General features: G+C 48.4%; 16 protein-coding genes and 2 tRNA genes. 7 read left to right on the top strand and 11 right to left on the bottom strand.

Annotation, left to right across the window (positions count from 1 at the left end; translation table 11 throughout):
- Positions 1–427: 427 nt before the first annotated feature.
- Both Q320_RS20385 and Q320_RS0116920 read left to right on the top strand, forming a co-directional pair.
- Complete coding sequence (locus Q320_RS20385) at positions 428–781, top strand: DUF1622 domain-containing protein (RefSeq protein ID WP_035854179.1); 354 nt, start codon at positions 428–430, stop codon at positions 779–781.
- A gap of 67 nt (positions 782–848) precedes the next feature.
- Complete coding sequence (locus Q320_RS0116920; RefSeq protein WP_027469978.1) at positions 849–1,724, top strand: ATP-binding protein; 876 nt, start codon at positions 849–851, stop codon at positions 1,722–1,724.
- Positions 1,725–1,825: 101 nt separating this feature from the next.
- Here the strand turns inward: Q320_RS0116920 and Q320_RS0116925 are convergent, their stop codons facing one another.
- From Q320_RS0116925 to coaD, 4 genes are all read right to left on the bottom strand, one after another.
- On the bottom strand, positions 1,826–2,899 hold the full coding sequence (locus Q320_RS0116925; RefSeq protein WP_027469979.1) for a hypothetical protein: 1,074 nt from the start codon (positions 2,897–2,899) through the stop codon (positions 1,826–1,828).
- 29 nt (positions 2,900–2,928) lie between these two features.
- The gene (locus Q320_RS0116930; protein WP_035854182.1) at positions 2,929–4,368 is read right to left on the bottom strand and encodes an exonuclease domain-containing protein; all 1,440 of its coding nucleotides are present in this window, start codon (positions 4,366–4,368) and stop codon (positions 2,929–2,931) included.
- Between the two features lie 213 nt (positions 4,369–4,581).
- On the bottom strand, positions 4,582–5,520 hold the full coding sequence (locus Q320_RS0116935) for a class I SAM-dependent methyltransferase (protein ID WP_027469981.1): 939 nt from the start codon (positions 5,518–5,520) through the stop codon (positions 4,582–4,584).
- A 217-nt stretch (positions 5,521–5,737) separates the two neighbouring features.
- A complete protein-coding gene (gene coaD / locus Q320_RS0116940; protein ID WP_027469982.1) occupies positions 5,738–6,223 on the bottom strand; it encodes a pantetheine-phosphate adenylyltransferase in 486 nt (161 codons plus the stop codon).
- A gap of 250 nt (positions 6,224–6,473) precedes the next feature.
- On the opposite strand from coaD, the gene Q320_RS0116945 reads away from it, so the two are divergent.
- Positions 6,474–7,628: an ABC transporter substrate-binding protein gene (locus Q320_RS0116945; RefSeq protein WP_027469983.1), complete on the top strand. Its 1,155-nt coding sequence runs from the start codon at positions 6,474–6,476 to the stop codon at positions 7,626–7,628.
- Between the two features lie 219 nt (positions 7,629–7,847).
- On the opposite strand, the gene Q320_RS0116950 is transcribed toward Q320_RS0116945, so the two are convergent.
- The 3 genes from Q320_RS0116950 to Q320_RS0116960 all read right to left on the bottom strand — a co-directional run bounded on the left by Q320_RS0116950 (position 7,848) and on the right by Q320_RS0116960 (position 8,749).
- Positions 7,848–8,414, bottom strand: coding sequence for a hypothetical protein (locus Q320_RS0116950; RefSeq protein WP_027469984.1), 567 nt, complete (start codon positions 8,412–8,414; stop codon positions 7,848–7,850).
- A gap of 120 nt (positions 8,415–8,534) precedes the next feature.
- Positions 8,535–8,610: transfer RNA gene (locus tag Q320_RS0116955), tRNA-Asn, on the bottom strand.
- Positions 8,611–8,673: 63 nt separating this feature from the next.
- Positions 8,674–8,749: transfer RNA gene (locus Q320_RS0116960), tRNA-Asn, on the bottom strand.
- A gap of 73 nt (positions 8,750–8,822) precedes the next feature.
- Here Q320_RS0116960 and Q320_RS0116965 point away from each other — a divergent pair.
- The 3 genes from Q320_RS0116965 to Q320_RS0116975 all read left to right on the top strand — a co-directional run bounded on the left by Q320_RS0116965 (position 8,823) and on the right by Q320_RS0116975 (position 12,262).
- Positions 8,823–10,100 carry an AsmA family protein gene (locus tag Q320_RS0116965; protein ID WP_027469985.1) on the top strand — a complete coding sequence of 426 codons (1,278 nt, stop codon included), beginning with the start codon at positions 8,823–8,825 and terminating at the stop codon, positions 10,098–10,100.
- 154 nt (positions 10,101–10,254) lie between these two features.
- The gene (ygfZ, locus tag Q320_RS0116970; protein WP_035854184.1) at positions 10,255–11,274 is read left to right on the top strand and encodes a CAF17-like 4Fe-4S cluster assembly/insertion protein YgfZ; all 1,020 of its coding nucleotides are present in this window, start codon (positions 10,255–10,257) and stop codon (positions 11,272–11,274) included.
- A gap of 202 nt (positions 11,275–11,476) precedes the next feature.
- Complete coding sequence (locus Q320_RS0116975) at positions 11,477–12,262, top strand: enoyl-ACP reductase FabI (RefSeq protein WP_027469987.1); 786 nt, start codon at positions 11,477–11,479, stop codon at positions 12,260–12,262.
- Positions 12,263–12,328: 66 nt separating this feature from the next.
- On the opposite strand, the gene Q320_RS0116980 is transcribed toward Q320_RS0116975, so the two are convergent.
- Positions 12,329–13,726, bottom strand: a complete 1,398-nt coding sequence (locus Q320_RS0116980; RefSeq protein WP_027469988.1) for a flagellar filament capping protein FliD — start codon at positions 13,724–13,726, stop codon at positions 12,329–12,331.
- A gap of 107 nt (positions 13,727–13,833) precedes the next feature.
- Here Q320_RS0116980 and Q320_RS0116985 point away from each other — a divergent pair, with 107 nt between their 5' ends.
- Complete coding sequence (locus Q320_RS0116985; protein WP_027469989.1) at positions 13,834–14,610, top strand: class II glutamine amidotransferase; 777 nt, start codon at positions 13,834–13,836, stop codon at positions 14,608–14,610.
- A gap of 36 nt (positions 14,611–14,646) precedes the next feature.
- Here Q320_RS0116985 and Q320_RS0116990 read toward each other — a convergent pair whose 3' ends face one another.
- Genes Q320_RS0116990 through pap form a run of 3 tightly spaced genes read right to left on the bottom strand, consistent with a single transcriptional unit; the run spans position 14,647 to position 17,880 of the window.
- The gene (locus Q320_RS0116990) at positions 14,647–15,726 is read right to left on the bottom strand and encodes a hypothetical protein (protein ID WP_027469990.1); all 1,080 of its coding nucleotides are present in this window, start codon (positions 15,724–15,726) and stop codon (positions 14,647–14,649) included.
- A 58-nt stretch (positions 15,727–15,784) separates the two neighbouring features.
- Entirely contained in the window at positions 15,785–16,378 is a 594-nt protein-coding gene (locus tag Q320_RS0116995; RefSeq protein WP_035854186.1) for a malonic semialdehyde reductase, read from the bottom strand.
- The gene (gene pap / locus Q320_RS0117000) at positions 16,378–17,880 is read right to left on the bottom strand and encodes a polyphosphate:AMP phosphotransferase (protein ID WP_027469992.1); all 1,503 of its coding nucleotides are present in this window, start codon (positions 17,878–17,880) and stop codon (positions 16,378–16,380) included. Before pap ends, Q320_RS0116995 begins: the two co-directional genes overlap by 1 nt.
- Positions 17,881–18,041: the final 161 nt, after the last annotated feature.

An 18,041-nucleotide genomic window follows, 5' to 3' on the forward strand; every position in this document is an offset into this window, starting at 1 on the left:
TCATTTGAGTTGGGCACCACTTTTGCTTTGCCCTTACTGCCTGTTTCGTCGAGTAATAAATAGCAATCGAGTTTGGATTTAGCCACATCAATACCGAGGTAAAACATGATGAGAATCTCCTTTAAAATGCCCAATTCGCCCATTTGCCTTGTACATGCAGGGTCAAAGCCCTTGGCTACCGTTCAGTGTCTTGACTGGCGAAAGGAGTAAGGTGAAGGGTTCAATCTACCTTGCAAGGTCTGTGCCTTAAAGTGCCGCTCAAGCTCACTTCACCTCATGTGATACTAGCTAAGCATCACATTGAACAAGATACAAAGTGCCGCGCGGCATGAGCGCGACCATGGCGAGTAGAAAATGGATGCGTTCATCTTAAGTGAAGCGATTTTTATCAACACCTAATCTAAACATGAACTAAGGAAGTCACAATATGCCCATCACACTCCACGAGCTAGCCAACGGCATTGAATACCTCGGCATTGGCATTTTGCTGCTCTCGGTACTAATCGGCCTAGTGCTGTTTGCACGCGATCTACTGCAAACTCGGCAGCTTGAACCGGCCTATCACGCGCTACGCCAACAGCTTGGGCGCGGGATTTTGCTGAGTTTAGAATTTCTGATTATCAGCGACATTATCTACACCATCGCCATTGAGCTGACGCTGGATAATCTGCTCAAACTCGGCCTTGTCGTGCTAATCCGTACCTTTTTAAGTTTTACGATGGAACTCGAACTCACTGGGCGCTGGCCTTGGCAGAAAGAAGCGAATGAGAATAAACCATAGGTATTAGCTTGTAGGCAATTTTAGACAAGCGTTACCGACACATACCCAAGATTAAGGATGAACTGAGATGGACTCAAATCAACTCACGCCGCACTTGCTGCAATTCATCACGCGCGCTGAGGCGCTGATGGAGAAAATCGAAGCGCAACTTCCTGCCATACCACCGGCAACCGATTGGCAAGCGGCGGCGTATCGCTGGCGCAAGCAACAACACAGCGGTTTTCTACAAACCGTGCGCCATCCGCAAGCGTTGCAGCTCAGTGATATTCAAAATGTCGATCGGCAAAAGCAAGTGCTGCTGGCCAATACTGCGCAATTTGTCGCTGGGCGTTTGGCGAACAATGTACTGCTGACCGGCGCGCGCGGCACGGGTAAAAGCTCGCTGATTAAAGCGGTGTGGCACGAGTTTCGCGCTGCGGATTTGCGGCTGATTGAAGTCGAAAAAGCGCATTTGGTCGACCTGCCCGATATCGTCGATCTGCTCAGCGAGCGGCCTGAACGCTTTATTATTTTTTGCGATGATCTGAGTTTTGAAGAAGGCGATTACGCCTACCAAGCGCTCAAAACCGCGCTTGATGGCTCGATTGCCAGCACCAGCGACAATATTTTGATTTACGCGACCTCGAATCGCCGCCATTTAGTGCCGGAATACTATAGCGAAAACGCGATGGCGCAAGCGCGCGGCGGCGAAATCCATGCGGGCGAAGCAGTCGAAGAAAAAATCTCGCTATCGGAGCGTTTTGGCCTGTGGTTGACGCTGTACAGCTTTGACCAAAATGAATATCTAAATATTGCGCAGCATTGGTTGCGACAATTTGGCATCACCGATTACGACGAACACACCGAGCGCGCCGCACTGCAATGGGCGCAAACCCGCGGCGCACGCAGTGGCCGAATTGCTTGGCAATTTGCTAGAGATTGGGCGGGGAAACATGCGGATTAATATCTGAACAGCGCTTAAAATAAAAAACCAGCCACATTCGGCTGGTTTAATGCTTAAAAATTAAATGCTAATTTAGACCGACAACAATCTTTACAAAACCATCACTTTTTAAATTTTGTAATTAAACTACTTAATTGATCCATTCCATCATAAGCCGACGGTAATTTCTCATCATCAGAAACAATTCTAGAGAAAATAATCGCCTCAAACTTCGACCAAGCCTCTAAATTTTTTCCTTTTAGATCAGATGTTGTTTCAGCATAATTTTGAATAAACTGGCAAAGTGTTTTTCTCAGCTCAATTTGCATCAATTGTGACTTAACTGCTTTGTGATTAACTAGAATCAATCGAAAAAAATACACCAAAACAACGGTCAAAGAAATGCTAGGGATCATCGCCATCCATAATGCAGACTTTGCCTTCTCTATATCAGCAACATTATGATAAATTACAAATAACTCTAAACCCAAAACACTAAAAAGCAAGACGCCAAAAACAATCAACCAATTGACTAAGGATGTCCTTTCTTTGTGCTTTTCTTTTGCTAGATTATCAAAGCCTTGATACAAGCCAACAAAGTTAAATGCTGTCTCATATTTTTCTAGCTTCACACTGAGCGCTTCAATTCGCTCCTCTCTTTGAGACAGAGAATCGTTTGACTTTTGAATGGCATCTTCTGTTCGTTGCAAAGTACTTTCTAATTTACTAGCATTTACCAATTCTGCATTCTTAGCCAATTTTTTAACGAAAACTAGAGGCATACTTTTTGTTGCAAAATCAATTTGAACAGCTGCGTGATGGGAAAAACCATCGCTATTTGACAATGCAAACTTCAAGAGCTCTTGTGATTCAAACTCATCAATTCCATGCGTTAACTCATACTCCAAAAAAAATCGGAAACAAGATGAGAAAATCATGTCCAAATTTTCTTTGTCTAGTTCATTAATGGGCGTCTGCAAATAATTGAATAACTGTTTTCCAATTGATTGAATGTTACCTTGGCAGTTTAAATCCCAGCTATCTGAATCACGCCTCATGCGCTTTAGTATTGTACAAATAAGTTGGTTCCGAGAAATTTCAAAGTCACCTGAAGGTCTTAGCGAGCCAATATTATTTAATGCGAGCTCTAGCGCTTTTGAGCTGTATTCAGTATCAAATAAAATTATATCGGGCATCGTTCTCTCTCAACTCTTAAATAAACTAATTACAAAACAACCAATCGTGTAACGAGTTTCTTCAACTCACTGCGAATCAACTTCGCCATATCCACGTCATACGCGGGCTTACTGCTGGCGCATAATTCTGGCAATTCACTCAAATCGCGAATTTGGCCGAGATAGCACCAGTTGTCGATCACATGCAGCACGGGCGACCATTCTGGGCCTTCAGTGATTGCAACTGCGCCCGCATACGGCCATGGTGCGAGTTGATGTTTAGCCAGCGCGGCGAGCAAGCGGCCATTGTGTAAACCCATCGGTTCGCGGCCAACACAAGCACCACGGCAATCGCCTTGCAGATGCGCGGTGCACGGGCCGCCGTCTTTGCGCGGTGCTTCTAAGCCCAACACTTGGCGGCACAAGCCCTGCCCTTTGATGACCCGATTCATAATATTTTGCGCTTCGCGCGCACCACGGAAAGGGCCAAATAATTCACCGCGTGCGCTAGCCAGCTCACTTAAAGGCAATAATTTAGGCTGTAGCGCCGCAATTTCCTCACCACGTACGGCCTTGGGCAACAAAATTTCCCATACCGATTGCGTTTGATCGACTTTTTGCCGCACCACCGGATTCATTCTTGGGCGCAATTCCTGAATCAATTTTCGCTCGAGCAATGCGCTACCCAAATCCCCAGAGGTTTCAATCCACGCAATGCGGCGCAAATCGCGCGCTAAATACGCAGCAGGGCCTTCATTGGCTTTTTTACCAAAATGCTGCAATACGCGACGGCGAATATTCGGGTTGCTGCCTATCCACAAAGCCTCATCATTCTCGCCATAAAACACATACACGCCCGCCGTATCGGGCAAATCATCAATCACCGATTCGTCGATTTGCGGCGGCAATGCGGGCGGACGAATTAATTCATCAATCGCTTGCTGCACGCGCGCTGCGCCCAAATCTTTGACCGCCGCTTGCAAGAATTGGTAAATCAGCTCGGCATCGGTCAAAGCGCGATGACGCTCGCCGTGATATTCCAAGCCGTGACGCGCAATCAGCGCATCAAGGCTGTGCTTAAATTCATCGGGATAAAGCTTGCGCGAGAGCTGCACGGTGCACAGCACTTTGGCGCGAAACGTCAGACCAAGGCGTTTAAATTCATTACGCAAAAAGGTGTAATCAAAACGGGCATTGTGCGCGACGAAGATACGATTTTTGAGTTTTTCTAGTATCGCAGGCGCTAAATCAGCAAACAGCAGCGCACCAGCCACCATCGCATCATCAATGCCGGTTAAACGCTGAATAAATGGAGGTATAGGCTGACAAGGATTAACTAGTGATGACCACGAGACAATACCCTCTGCACTCACTTGCTGAGGATTGATTTGAATCAGACCCACTTCAGTAATGCGATCAAGCGACGGATTCGCGCCCGTGGTTTCCAGATCCAGCAGCACCAGCGGTGCAGGATAAATTGGCAGCGGCATACGTCAACTCAAGGGGAATTCAAAAGAAAACAACAAGGCAATAGTCCACGAAAAACATGCCCCGCAGGAAATACCCTTGGGGTACAAAAGGCACGAACAAAAGAAACCATCTCAATCTCACCGCAGCATAAAGCAAAACGAGCACATCAAAATAAACTGAACTTGCTTTAATTTTCGTGTTTTTCGTGCCTTTCGTGATCCAGTTTTTTGATTTTATTTTTTCACAAAGCGGAAGCACTGATGGATTCGCTTGTTGCGGAAATCTTCAGGGATCGACGACGCGGTCAAATCTTCGGACATACCGACAAACATCGGATCCAGCTCAAAGCTGCGCAGATTGTTCGAGAAATACAGCACGCCACCAGGCGCGAGCATCGCCATGCACGATTCAATCAAGTAGGCATGGTCGCGCTGCACGTCGAGCACGCCGAGCATTTTTTTCGAATTGGAAAAACTCGGCGGATCCATGACGATTAAATCGTATTTTTGCGGACTACATGTCGCTTCGCGCAAGAACTCAAATACATCGGCGCGCACCCATTGGTGATTGCCATTGTCCATGCCATTGAGTGCGAAATTGCGCCCCGCCCAATCCAAATAGGTATTAGATAAATCGACGGTCATCGTCGAAACCGCGCCACCCGCTGCGGCGTACACGCTGAACGCGCCGGTGTAGCTAAATAGATTCAGGAATCGTTTGCCGTTGGCTTCCATCATCACGCGTTTGCGCGTGTTGCGGTGATCGAGGAATAGGCCGGTATCGAGATACGCTTCGAGATTGACTTCGAATTTTAGGCCGTTTTCTTCGACAACAAAAAACTCGCCCGCACCTTCGGTTTTCTCGTATTGCGTCAGGCCTTTCATGCGTTTGCGGATTTTCAGTGCGACATGTTCCAGCGGAATGCCGAACACTTCAGCAGTCGCGGCATGCACTTCATCAACCCAGACCGAATACGCTTCATCAGTTTCCATCCAGCCCGTGTCGTACTCTTGCAAATGCACGCGGTCGCCGTACACATCCACAATCATTGGAAATTCAGGCACATCGCGGTCGTAAATGCGGTAGCACGTCAGCCCCTGACGGCGCGCCCATTTACCCCAATGGCGCATATTTTTGGTGAGGCGGTTTTTGTAACTGGAGAGATCAGACATGATGGCTACTGAAAAGCAAAAGCGTAGTTTACCAGTTTGCGGCGATTTGCTTTTGAATTCCTGATGTTACGCAGATTTTGAAAGGGCAAAAAGCTTGGATCACGAAAGGCACGAAAATAAAGCAAAAAAACACGAAAAATATAGCGTCTGTAAAATTCAGTAAAGGGGACGGGCTTTTTCGTATTTTGTTCGTGTCTTTCGTGGAAAAATGGCTTGTTTAACGCCCTGCGAGTAAGCGCAAAAAAACCGGATCGGGAACGTACTGTTTGACGACATTTTCCCAGCCAGTCGGGCCGACGAGGCCTTTGACCATGGTTGAACTGATTTCAGCGATTTCACGCGGTGGCATTAGAAAAATCGTATCGATATGCGGCGCTAAATCGGCATTCACATAGCGCATTTTGCGCTCGAATTCGTAATCGGCCGCTTCACGAATCCCACGCAGAATAAATTGCGCGCCTTGTTCGCGGGCATAATCGACCAAGAATCGATTTTCAAAGGTTTCTACGCGTAAATTCGGCCAATGCGAGGTGGTTTCACGCAGCATAGCCACGCGATCGGCCACGCTAAAGGTATAACGTTTATCTGGGTTTTCACCGATGGCCACGATCATTTCGTCAAACAAACTGACGCCATGTTCGATCATCCATAAATGTCCCTTGGTCACGGGATCAAAACTCCCCGCGTAAACAGCGCGCCGCATACCCAAACTCCAAATAAAATGCGTCGATCAAAAACCCATGGGATCTAACAAACGCAGACATCAGTTACACAAGAAAATGTAAGCCTAGCATCGGCATGATGCGGTATTTTTCGCCGATTCACCACCGCTTATTCATGCAAACTGGTCGATTATCGTCGTATTACCACCTCGTAAGCGCTGAACACTATACCACCGGCAGACAATAATTTAAGATGCTTGGCTGAGAATGACACTCGGAGGGGAATAAAACGTGTTAAAAAAATTCATCATTGGCGCCAGTCTGGCCGTCTCGACATTCGCCCACGCAGAGATCGTGATTGGGCAATCTGTCCCCACCACCGGCATTGCGGCAGAAACCGGCAAAGCTATCGCACTGGGTGCCTCACTTTACTTTAATAGTGTGAATGGCCGTGGCGGAATTAATGGCGAACTCATCAACCACATCGTGCGCGATGATGGCTATGATGCAAAACGCACGGTAAAAAACACCATCGATTTCATCGAGAAAGACAACGCTGTCGCACTAATTTCTTACTTTGGTACTGCTGGCGTGTCTGAGCTGATTAAATCCAAAACACTGGATAATGCCGGAATTCCTTTGGTCGGCGTACATAGTGGCGCAGAGTCACTTCGCAGCAGTGGGAATCTGTTTGTCTTTAATACCCGTGGCAGCGTCAATCAAGAAACCGACCGATTAGTCAAACTGCTAGCAGGTAATTTGGGCGTAACGAAAATCGCCGTCATCGCCGAAAAAGGCGAGCTGGGTGATTCAGGCGTTGCTGCACTAAAAGCCTCTTTGGCCAAAAAGCAACTCAAATTAGTCAGCGAAGTCTGGTATGACCCACGCACTGGCGACACCAGCAAAGCAGCCCAAGACCTTGCCAAGCTCAATCCTGAAGCCGTCATCATCATCGGTCTTTCAAAACCAACAGCCACTTTCGTACAGCAGTTTAAAGAAAAAGGCGGCACCTCACAGCTGTATGCACTCTCATCGGTGCAATTTGAAGAGGTTGCCAGAACCATCGGCAAGAAAGGCGGTCATGGCCTCGGTATCAGCCAAGTTTATCCATATCCTTACAATTCGCGCGAAAAACTAATCCAAGAATTCCAAGCTGCCGTCTTCAATGAGATGGGCACGGGTTCAGGTAAAGAAGATTCTCTATCCGCGATTGCCAATTACCCTAGCTACGCCATGCTGGAAGGTTATATTTCGGCACGTTTGTTGGTTGAAGCCATTAAACGCGCAGGCAAAAACCCAACGCGCTCGGCCATTTACAACGCACTGACCACATTGAAAAAATACGATATGGGCGGCTTCGTTATTGATTACTCCGATAAGAAGCGCGACGGCTCGAACTTTGGCGAAATCACGATGATGTCACCAACAGGTGCCTTAACACGCTAATTGTCATTGCCTTAGAGATTAATAGACATGAGTATTGCCAGCTAGAGCTCTATAAATAAGATCTACAAAGCAATACCCAGCCTATTTTAAAATAGACCATAAAAAAACTGCCAATGATTTTCATGGCAGTTTTTTTATACTTTGCAATTTAAGACGTACAAATTAGCCGCGCTAAGCAAGATTGAGCAAGATAGGCAGGGAGCGGACCAAGTCCATATTTCAATGCCCCGAAGCGGCTGGATTTGCTGATGTCGCCGTTTTCTTGCCTTTCTTCAAGCATTCACGCCAATTCGCAGCGGTATTACTCGTACTACCTTCAATCAAACAATCCCCAGCTTTCAAACGCAAATAAGCCTCGCTCGGATCAGGCACAGCGCCGCTAGTCGGTGCAGACTCTGCCGATTTTGCCTGAGGCTCGCCCGTTGCAGTCTCACCGCGCTGACTTGCTCGCTCTAGCGTTTCGACTTTATCTTCCAGCTCTGCAAGATGATCTTTTTTAGCACGCAGCTCGACTTTCAACGCCGTCATGTCTTTTTCTTGCTCGGAACGCTTCTCTAAGGAATCTGATAAAGCCACTTTAAGCTTTTCAATTTGCGTGAGATAGAATTTTTTCTCGAAGTTTTTCTTTGCCATCCCAATCGCGATCCCCACCAACAAAAAGATCAATACCAAGACAAACACACCCGCGCCAACAATGGCCAAACGATGCTGGGCGAAAAAACTCACGGGAGAATGACCAACAATAGACTCGGAATGCGGCTCGGAAACGGGTACTTCTTCAGACATTTTTGCCCCCTTCGTAACGAATATACAACAAGCATAACCGCGCAAAAGAAAGAAGTACAAAAAAGAATAGGATTGCGAAACAATAAAAAAAGGGCTAGCTTTGCAGCTAGCCCTTTAATTTGGCTCCTCGACCTGGGCTCGAACCAGGGACACACGGATTAACAGTCCGTTGCTCTACCAACTGAGCTATCGAGGAATTGATCTAGACGATCAAGTTTGTTTTGAGTTGCTAATACACGTTCAACAACACCGAAATTCTTGGCTCCTCGACCTGGGCTCGAACCAGGGACACACGGATTAACAGTCCGTTGCTCTACCAACTGAGCTATCGAGGAATTGGTATGGGGCGTATAATAGTCATACTCGACAGCTTAGTCAAGAATAACCTAATAATTTTATCGACCAAAGATGCCTAATCCAAAAAATCTACTTATCGGCAGCGTTGTATTCATTGGCCTTGCTGCGGCTTTGCCCCTTGTTTTTCCTTATAATTCTTTCAAAAATGAACTGGAAAACAAGCTATCGCAAATGCATGGCGGCAAGACCAACATCGGCAATATTGATTTCAGTTATCAGCCTGCGCCGGTGTTTACACTGCATAACGTGGTCATTGATAACCCAGAAACCGCTCAATTAGCTGAAGTGATTATCCCCGTGACTAGTTACAACCTGCTCAACTGGGGCAAATCAATGCGCGATGTGGTGATTCGCAACGCGACGTTTTCTCGCGCCTTTGCATTAGATCTCCCAAATCGGATTAAAGCAGATGCAACTGAAGGCTTAAGAATTGATCGCCTGAATATCGAGCAAGCCTCTGTCAAACTCGAATCAAGCACCGTGGGCCCAATTGATGGAGAGTTACATTTCAATCCCAATGGCAGCATTGGCGACTTAGTGATTCGTGCCGATCAGGGCCGCGCTGAAATTCAAGTTCAACCTGCAGAAGCAGGGCAATTCAAAGTTCAATTTAATGCCAAAGGCTGGGAATTGCCTTTTGGCCACCCAGTCAAATTTGATTTCCTCAAACTGATGGGCACAGCCAACGCCGAAGGCTTGCAAGTCTCTGATATTCGCGGCGATGTGTATGGCGGCCTAATTACCGGCAGCGCCCAACTCGTTTGGGGGAAAGACTGGGTGCTCACTGGGCAGGTCTTTAGTAAAAATATTAGTGTTGAGCCGCTCATTACTTTATTTAGCCCCATCACGCGCAGCACGGGCCGCATGAATAGCGACGTGACCTTTAAATATCAAAGCACTTCATACAATCAGCTATTTAAACAACCACAAATTCAAGGGCGATTTATTATTCAGGATGGTACGCTGCATAACTTTGATTTGATCACACCACTTAAATCACAAAGCCCGACAGTACTGCGCCGTGGTGGACAAACCAACTTTAGTACCCTTGCTGGGGGTATTGCCATAAATACCAACGCTGTCGCGCTCAGCGGATTGGTACTTGAATCAGGAAAATTCCGTTCCCGTGCCGATGTTGTCATTCGGGATGGCAAAATTTCCGGCTCTGCCGCCTCGCAGCTCGCTGCGGGTGCCGTCACGGTGAGTAATCAGCTTAGTATTACGGGCCTACTTTCAGCGCCAGAATTACGCAGCGCAGGCTCAAGCCGCCCACAAAGTGACGTCGTGAACAATACGGAACAAAGCAAAGAAGAAGCCATCGCCGAATAATCCGTTAAACTTAGCTTAAATCTGTGCAAAATTTTTATGGTAAGGCGAGACAACGCAGTAAGACTGGGTGACCTTAGACCAAAATTTTTGCTTTATTACTTGATGCGCCCCGTTTACGGGGCGTACCCACTTTTGATGACAAGGAATGATTGCAATGGATTGGAACCAATTTCTACTTCAAGCTGGCGCTCAAATTGAAAACGAACACAGCGTTCTCTTTGGCACAGCAGAAACTGAACTAGCAGCATTAGAAACCAAAGCCATTTGCTGCCCACTGCTGCAATACGGCTTGATTCGCTTTCAAGGTGAAGAAAGCCAAGTTTTCCTGCAAGGCCAACTCTCTAGCGATGTACGCGCACTTACGCTTAATTCAGCGCAATATTCCAGCTATTCCACACCCAAAGGCCGAATGCAAGCGAGCTTTTTAGTTTCACGCCAAGGTGATGACTATTTATTGCAAATCGCGGCCGAGCTGCAAGCTGCAATCCAAAAACGTTTGGCTATGTTTGTCATGCGTAGCAAAACCAAAGCGAGCGATGCGAATGCTGAACTGGTGCAAGTCGGCGTCGCCGGCCCTACCGCCAACGCATTAATCATAACGCTATTTGGCACTGCACCCGCTGCATTTGAAGTGCAACACCACGCCAATGCCAGTGTGATTGGCTTGGAAGGCGCACGCTTTCAAATTATTGCCAGCCCAGCTGTGATGCCATCACTTTGGGCCCAGTTGCTTGAAAATGGTGCGATTCCTGCTGGTACTGCGGCATGGCAACTCACGGAAATCCGTGCTGGTGCGCCGTGGATTACTGCCGCCACCCAAGAGGACTTCGTACCGCAAATGGCCAATATGGAACTCATTGGCGGCGTGAGCTTTACCAAAGGCTGCTACCCAGGCCAAGAAATCGTCGCACGAACACAATATCTAGGTAAATTGAAACGTCGCACCTATCGTATGCACGTCGACAGCCTTGATGTGCAAGCAGGGCAAGACGTCTACAGCCCAGAAATGAATGGCCAAGCCAGCGGTAAAATCATGCTCGCCGCGCCTGCACCACAAGGCGGGAGCGAAGTGCTTGTTGTTGCGCAAATTGCCAGCGTCGAACATGGCCTGCATTTGCAAGACAGTAATGGGCCGCAATTAACTCCATTAAGCTTGCCTTATTCACTGAACTAAACTCACAAGCCATTTCATCATCCAAGAGCCACAATTGACTCGATTAAGCCCAGCCGATGCACTGAACTAAACTCACACAAGCCATTTCATCATCCAAGGGCCGCAATTGACTCGATTAAGTCTAAGCCATGCACTGAACTAAACCCAAAAAAGCAATTTCATCATATAATCGCGCAATTCGCACAAGCAAGGATGTCGCCCCATGGGGTTTCTCGCTAATAAAAAAATCTTAATTTGCGGTCTATTATCAGATCGCTCTATTGCCTATGGTATTGCCCAAGCCTGTCGCCGTGAAGGTGCTGAATTGGCATTTACTTATGTCGGTGAAGAACTCAAAGAACGCGTTGCTCGTTTGGCCGCTGATTTTGACTCGACCATCGTCTTACCCTGTGATGTGGGTAGCGACGAGCAAATCGAAGCCCTATTCCCAGCTTTAGCTGAATTTTGGCCAACGTTTGACGGCTTGGTTCACTCAATTGGCTTTGCGCCACGCGATGCGTTGAAAGGTGATTACCTTGATGCCGTGACGCGTGAAAACTTCAAAATTGCCCATGACATTAGTTCATACAGTTTTGCAGCGCTGGCCAAAGCAGCTCGCCCAATGTTGAATGAAAAATCATCTTTGGTGACGATGTCCTACCTCGGTGCTGAACGCGCAATCCCGAACTACAATGTGATGGGTTTGGCAAAAGCGAGCTTAGAAGCCAACGTTCGCTATATGGCAGCAGCGCTAGGTACGAGTAAAGAAATCCGTGTTAACGGTGTTTCTGCTGGTCCAATCAAGACTTTGGCTGCGGCAGGTATTTCTGATTTTGGTAAATTGCTTAAAGGCGCGGCAGAAGCAACGCCGTCAAAACGCAATGTGACCAAAGAAGAAGTGGGCAATGTGACGGCATTCTTACTCTCTGATCTGTGCTCAGGCATGACAGGTGAAATCTTGCACGTTGATATGGGTTTCAGTATCGGCGCGGGTGCTTTAGCGGGTTAAGGTTAAAAGACCAAAAACCCCAAAAGCCCACTCTGAAAATCAAAGTGGGCTTTTTTACGCTTGCAATTACTGCAACTGTGCAATCGACACATATTGCAATACGCCAGCCGCTGCACGTGTATTGAGTGGCAAACTAAAATTAGCCCCCGATGACGACAACAAACTCGACACGCTCTGACTGGCCGATGGCCCTGCACTCACACTACGAAAACCTTGCCAGAGGCTCGCTACGCCACCTTGCTGCTGTAGACTGGTTTTTAGCTGCGTTTCCAGCTTGCCACTGAGCAAATTATAAAAATCATTCAACGCCTCAGGTTGAGCTAAAGCTTGCTGACTCAGACGCGTTTCATTAATAAATAGTTTGCCCGAACTATCTCGACTCAAGCCAATATCCGCGCTCACCAGCTGCGACAAGCCCGTCCCGACACTGAGATTGGCCAAGCTTTCATCCAATTTTCGGCTCAGCTTGCTAGCCGTCACATCTCCAATCGCCCCAAGCTGGCTACGTGTTTGATTATAAAATCCAAGCAGATCACTGATTTTCTGGCTCACCACCGCGCCATCGCGCTGCAAGCCCACCTGAGCGCTGCCTTGCTGTTGCAATTGCAGCTGCAATTGACTGGCCTGATCTGCCAAAGTATTCGAGCTGCTACTCACTTCCCGTGAATTGATGGTTAACTTCGCGTCTTGCGCCTGACGAATCGCATTCTCCCCGTCCACGCCGCTGAAATTGAGCGCCGATAAACCGGTGGCATCGCTGTCATTTCCATCACTATCTTGGCTACGAATCGTAAAGCCCTGCGCCTGTCCGGTCAAATCCCCCGTCAGAGCCAAACGGCTACCTTCAGCATCTCGCAGCACCGTAGCACGAATGCTGGCGCCGCTGCCGTTAATCGCTTGGGCGATTCCGGCTAAAGTATTATTGCTACTGCTAATATTGATGCTGACAGCAGCGCCTGTCTGCAAGCCACTGCTTAGATCTGCACGCTGAATGATCAGTTTTCCAGTACCAATCGCCGCTTCAGCTGGAGAGAAATTTCGGCTCTGAATTTGCTGGCTTTGCGCCAGCTGCTGCACATTAATCGCCACAGGCGTCTGTACTTTACCGCCTTGCAGTGCTTTCGCACTCAGCACGCTGGGCTGAGTATTGGCCGTCGTGAGCGGATCTTTGCTACGATTTAAATCTTGTAACTTGCTCCTAAGCTCAGCCAAACTCGATTGAATCCGCCCCGCCGTCGAGATTTTTACTTCGCTACTACTACCCAAGCGCTGGGTAAAGTTCGCGCTAAAATCGCTCGCCGATGCAGAGAAACCTAAAGCACCGACCTTCCGTACCGCATTGAGTTGGCTGATTTGATAGATTTCTGCCGCACTCAAACCGCCCCCGCCGCCACGGGCGGGTGAAGAACGGGCATAATTAGCGATAGATGATAAATCCGCGCTGCGATTGATGCGGTCGAGCATGATGACCACCTTTGCAAACTCACGGCTTTTGTTCAAGCCTGTGTTGCACTATGACGCTATCATTCCAGTCTACGCTTTTTATTTATAGAATCAAGAGGTTGCCGACGATGTGCCAGCTACTAGGTATGAATTGCAATACGCCAACGGACATCGTTTTTTCCTTCGAAGGCTTTCGCTGCCGAGGCGGACTCACCGATCAACACGGTGATGGCTGGGGAATTGCCTTTTTTGAAGATCAAGGTTGCCGACTGTTTTTAGATTATTTACCGTCAATCAGCAGTCCCGTCGCCGATTTGGTGCGTAGCTATCCAATCAAAAGCAAAAACGTCATCGCGCATATTCGTAAAGCCACCCAGGGCCAGATTAATCTCGCCAATACGCATCCGTTTCAACGCGAACTATGGGGACGCTACTGGATTTTTGCGCACAATGGCAATCTCACCGATTTGCCTGAACTGGCCAGCTCGCGCTTTCAGGTCGTCGGCACAACCGATAGCGAGCATGCTTTTTGCTGGATTCTTGATCAACTGGCTTTGCAATTTGCGAAGATGCCAAGCCGGATACAACTCCATGCGGCAATGACGCGCCTTGCACGACAACTCGCCCAACATGGTACGTGCAATTTCCTACTCTCAGATGGTGATACGCTGTTTGCCCATTGCAGCACGGCGCTGCATTACATCGTGCGGCAAGCGCCATTTACGATCGCGCATTTATCCGATATGGATATGGCAGTCGATTTTTCAGCCGAAACCACGCCCAACGATAGAGTGGCAATGATTGCCACCCAACCCCTCACAGACAATGAAAATTGGACGAAAATGCAGGCTGGGGAATTATTGATGTTTGTCGACGGGGAAATTCAACAAAACCTAGGTATATAGCTCTAAACATTAAAATAAAAAGCCTAGAGCCATATACTATGCCTCATGCTGATGCAAATGCAGCAATGAAAATACGGTTTCATCAAAATATTCGCCCTGCTCATCGAGTTGGCGCAATTGAGAAGCGAGGCGCTCTAATGTAATTTGGTTTTGCGCGAATCGATCACGGGTATTTTTCATACTGGTAGCACGCGCAGCCAGTTGCCCGCGCCGCGCTTCGATTTCTTTTCGCTCGCGCTGATGCCCACCGACGGATAAATACAGCCAGAAAATCAAGCCGCCAGCAACCCACCAAAACTCAAAGAACAAACAGCAAATCGCAATCAGCGTCAGCAATAAATACCAAATCTGATCGGCCTGATCAAAACCGGGCGTAATAACCGACAGTGCCGGCCAGCGCCGCTTCATCATCGATGCAATTCGCGTGTCATCCGTCGCATCGCGCTTCTTGCGCGCCAGCGCACCATCAAGCGCCAAGCTGATATACCAATGTGTAATCACGCGAGAATGTAGCCATGTCTCAGCTAAATACGCGGCCATTTTTTCGTGCAATTGATCACGAAATAGGCTGCTCGATAGTGGCGGCACGCTATCGTTATACGGATCTTTCAGTGCGTTCTGAACTTGCAATGGGTATCCAGCTACATCCATTAGTGCACGACGCCTAGCGCTCAATACATCTGAATCAAGCGTCACAGCCGGATGATCTAGCCGCAAGTAATGCTGCAGCAAAGTATCAAGCTCATCAAATTTAGGATGCGTCCCAGGCTGCTCGCGCATCAATCCGCGCAAGCGCACCACTTCTTGGCGCACCAAATCGGCAATCGGCCCGGCTTCCGGCACCCAAGGCCGCCGCAATAATCCTTCGACTTGATCCAACGGCTCGTCGTAGTGGCGGAAATACGCTTCGTTATAACGACCAACCTCTTCTTCATCACGCGCCTTATCGCCCGACAACAAAGGACGTGTCGGCGGGCTGCGGCGTAAATCAAGACCAATTCGGTTCGCCATACTATCTAACTCAGGCGCAACCCCAGCGCGCGCGAAAACCGGATCTAGCTCGTGCCGCTTATTCCGCCACTCTTCCAGCGCTTGCCAAATACTCCAATCCGCCATGCTTTATTGTATTCCCTGAGAAATCGACGCTAACAGCCCATGTGTACTGGGACACTTGCTATTCTATCCGGCATACGTCAGCAAAGGGAAATCGAGGGTCGCGCGGTAGCAATTGCTGTGCATCGCCATAACCTAAATTGATGAGCAGATTGCTTTTCCAAGTGCTGCCCTTAAAAAACTCAGCATCGACCAAGGTCGGATTAAATCCACCCATCGGCCCACAATCCAAACCCAAGCCGCGCGCCGCGATGATTAAATATGCAGCCTGTAGCGTGGCGCTTTGCAAAGCGGTGCGTTCGATCTTTTCAGCGCTGGCATTCGCAAACCAACTGCGCGCATCGGCACGGGGATACAGCTCAGGCAGCGCGTCAAAAAAAGCTAAGTCATGCGCCACAATCACCGTCACTGGCGCCGCCATCGTTTGCTCGATATTGCTAGCCGATAAACACGGCAGCAAGCGCGCTTTGGCTTGCGCTGATTTCACAAACACAAAGCGCGCGGGGCAAGCATTCGCCGAAGTCGGGCCGTATTTCAGTTGCTCGTACAAATTGAGCAGTAATTCATCGGGCACGGCTTGCGGCAACCAATGATGATGTGTTCGTGCGCTGGAAAATAACTGTGCTAATGCGGCATCAGGTAAGGGCATCCTCATTATTTTTTCTCTTTTACGTTTACATCCAGCGCGGCTTCAATTTGCTCGCACAAGCGGCGCAAAACTTCCAAGCGCGCATAATATTTATTGTTCGCGCCAATCAAATGCCACGGCGATGCAGGTGTACTGGTGCGTTCAATCAAATCGCTACCGGCGGTGATGTATTCATCCCATTTCTCGCGATTGCGCCAATCTTCGTCGGTAATCTTAAAGCGCTTGTATTCAATCGCTTCACGGCCTTTAAAGCGCTTGAGTTGCTCTTCATTACTGATCGCCAACCAGAATTTCACGACAATCACATTGGCCATGCCGATTTGCGCTTCAAAATCGTTAATCTCACCATACGCACGCATCCAATCCGCGCGGCTGGCAAAACCCTCAACGCGCTCCACCAGCACGCGGCCATACCATGAGCGATCAAACAGTGTGATCTGCCCATGCGGTGGCAAATGCCGCCAGAAGCGCCACAAATAAGGCTGAGCGCGCTCTTCTTCCGTCGGTGCGGCAATCGGGATCGTGCGGTACTGCCGTGCATCCAGCGCCGCCGTAATCCGCCTGATCGCGCCGCCCTTGCCCGCCGCGTCCATCCCTTCAAACACACACACCACCGAATGATTTTTAAACTTCGGATGCCGCGTCAGGCCATTCAAACGGCCTTGTAATTCTTCCAACCGTATTTTGTATTCTTCTTTGCTTAAATCGTGATCGAGTGGCAATTTATCCAGCAAACGCACGCCATCAATCGAGGGCACCAACGGCGCAGCATCGACTCGATTTTGCTTTACTGAAGCGCGTTCTAAATGATGGCGAATCGCCTCTTCAATTTGGCGACCCACCGAGATATTCCGGTAATTGGCATTCGAGCCTTCAATCACTCGCCATGGCGCATCGGCCAAATTGGTTCGCAGCAATAAATCGCGATAACGCTCTATCATTTGATCGTAATTTTTGAGGAACCATTCATCTGATTTCTCAATTCGCCACGCGGTAAGCGGATCGGCGCTGAGTTTCTTGATATTTTTCTTCAGCTGATCTTTGGGCAAATGCAGCCAGAATTTCAAGACCAACACGCCCTCATCGGCCAGCATTTTTTCCAAGCGCACAATCTTGGCCAATTCACGCTCATACGCCACCGGATTGTCCTGATCTTGCATTTGATCCCACATCGGGCCGCTATACCAGCCGCCAAATAGGATTGCCATCTTGCCTTTCGGCGGCAACACACGCCAATAGCGCCAAAACGGTGGCCGAGCGGCCTCTTCATCGGTTGGCTCGGCAAATGCGTGCGTCGCGATATGCCGAGGATCTAGCCATTCGAGCAATAAATTCGCTGTTTCGCCCTTGCCTGCGGTGGGCACACCACCGAGCAAAATGACGACAGGCGATACACCACGCTGTAGCAAATCATATTGAATCGACAATAAACTCTGCCGCAATTCAGTTTCAAAAGTCTGATACGCCGCTTTATCAATCTTATGCCCTAGCTCTGCTGATTCAAACATGATGCCACTCCACAAAGTAATCTCCCATTATTAAGCCAGCGTCAAAATTACGAAAGCTTTACTAAGTACCAAGCTAGGTATATCAATCTAGAACTTGTTAAGCAATGGCTACAGCCATATACCTAAAGCAATAAATGTGACATTCTATTCATCCACTGACA

The organism is Deefgea rivuli DSM 18356 (assembly GCF_000620145.1).
Classification (GTDB): Bacteria; Pseudomonadota; Gammaproteobacteria; order Burkholderiales; family Chitinibacteraceae; genus Deefgea; species Deefgea rivuli.

Excerpts from the sequence above, each read along its gene's own strand:
- Q320_RS20385 (WP_035854179.1), top strand. The coding sequence starts at position 428 with ATGCCCATCACACTCCACGAGCTAGCCAACGGCATTGAATACCTCGGC.
- Q320_RS0116920 (WP_027469978.1), top strand. The coding sequence starts at position 849 with ATGGACTCAAATCAACTCACGCCGCACTTGCTGCAATTCATCACGCGC.
- Q320_RS0116925 (WP_027469979.1), bottom strand. The coding sequence starts at position 2,899 with ATGCCCGATATAATTTTATTTGATACTGAATACAGCTCAAAAGCGCTA.
- Q320_RS0116930 (WP_035854182.1), bottom strand. The coding sequence starts at position 4,368 with ATGCCGCTGCCAATTTATCCTGCACCGCTGGTGCTGCTGGATCTGGAA.
- Q320_RS0116935 (WP_027469981.1), bottom strand. The coding sequence starts at position 5,520 with ATGTCTGATCTCTCCAGTTACAAAAACCGCCTCACCAAAAATATGCGC.
- coaD (WP_027469982.1), bottom strand. The coding sequence starts at position 6,223 with ATGCGGCGCGCTGTTTACGCGGGGAGTTTTGATCCCGTGACCAAGGGA.
- Q320_RS0116950 (WP_027469984.1), bottom strand. The coding sequence starts at position 8,414 with ATGTCTGAAGAAGTACCCGTTTCCGAGCCGCATTCCGAGTCTATTGTT.
- Q320_RS0116965 (WP_027469985.1), top strand. The coding sequence starts at position 8,823 with ATGCCTAATCCAAAAAATCTACTTATCGGCAGCGTTGTATTCATTGGC.
- ygfZ (WP_035854184.1), top strand. The coding sequence starts at position 10,255 with ATGGATTGGAACCAATTTCTACTTCAAGCTGGCGCTCAAATTGAAAAC.
- Q320_RS0116975 (WP_027469987.1), top strand. The coding sequence starts at position 11,477 with ATGGGGTTTCTCGCTAATAAAAAAATCTTAATTTGCGGTCTATTATCA.
- Q320_RS0116980 (WP_027469988.1), bottom strand. The coding sequence starts at position 13,726 with ATGCTCGACCGCATCAATCGCAGCGCGGATTTATCATCTATCGCTAAT.
- Q320_RS0116985 (WP_027469989.1), top strand. The coding sequence starts at position 13,834 with ATGTGCCAGCTACTAGGTATGAATTGCAATACGCCAACGGACATCGTT.
- Q320_RS0116990 (WP_027469990.1), bottom strand. The coding sequence starts at position 15,726 with ATGGCGGATTGGAGTATTTGGCAAGCGCTGGAAGAGTGGCGGAATAAG.
- Q320_RS0116995 (WP_035854186.1), bottom strand. The coding sequence starts at position 16,378 with ATGAGGATGCCCTTACCTGATGCCGCATTAGCACAGTTATTTTCCAGC.
- pap (WP_027469992.1), bottom strand. The coding sequence starts at position 17,880 with ATGTTTGAATCAGCAGAGCTAGGGCATAAGATTGATAAAGCGGCGTAT.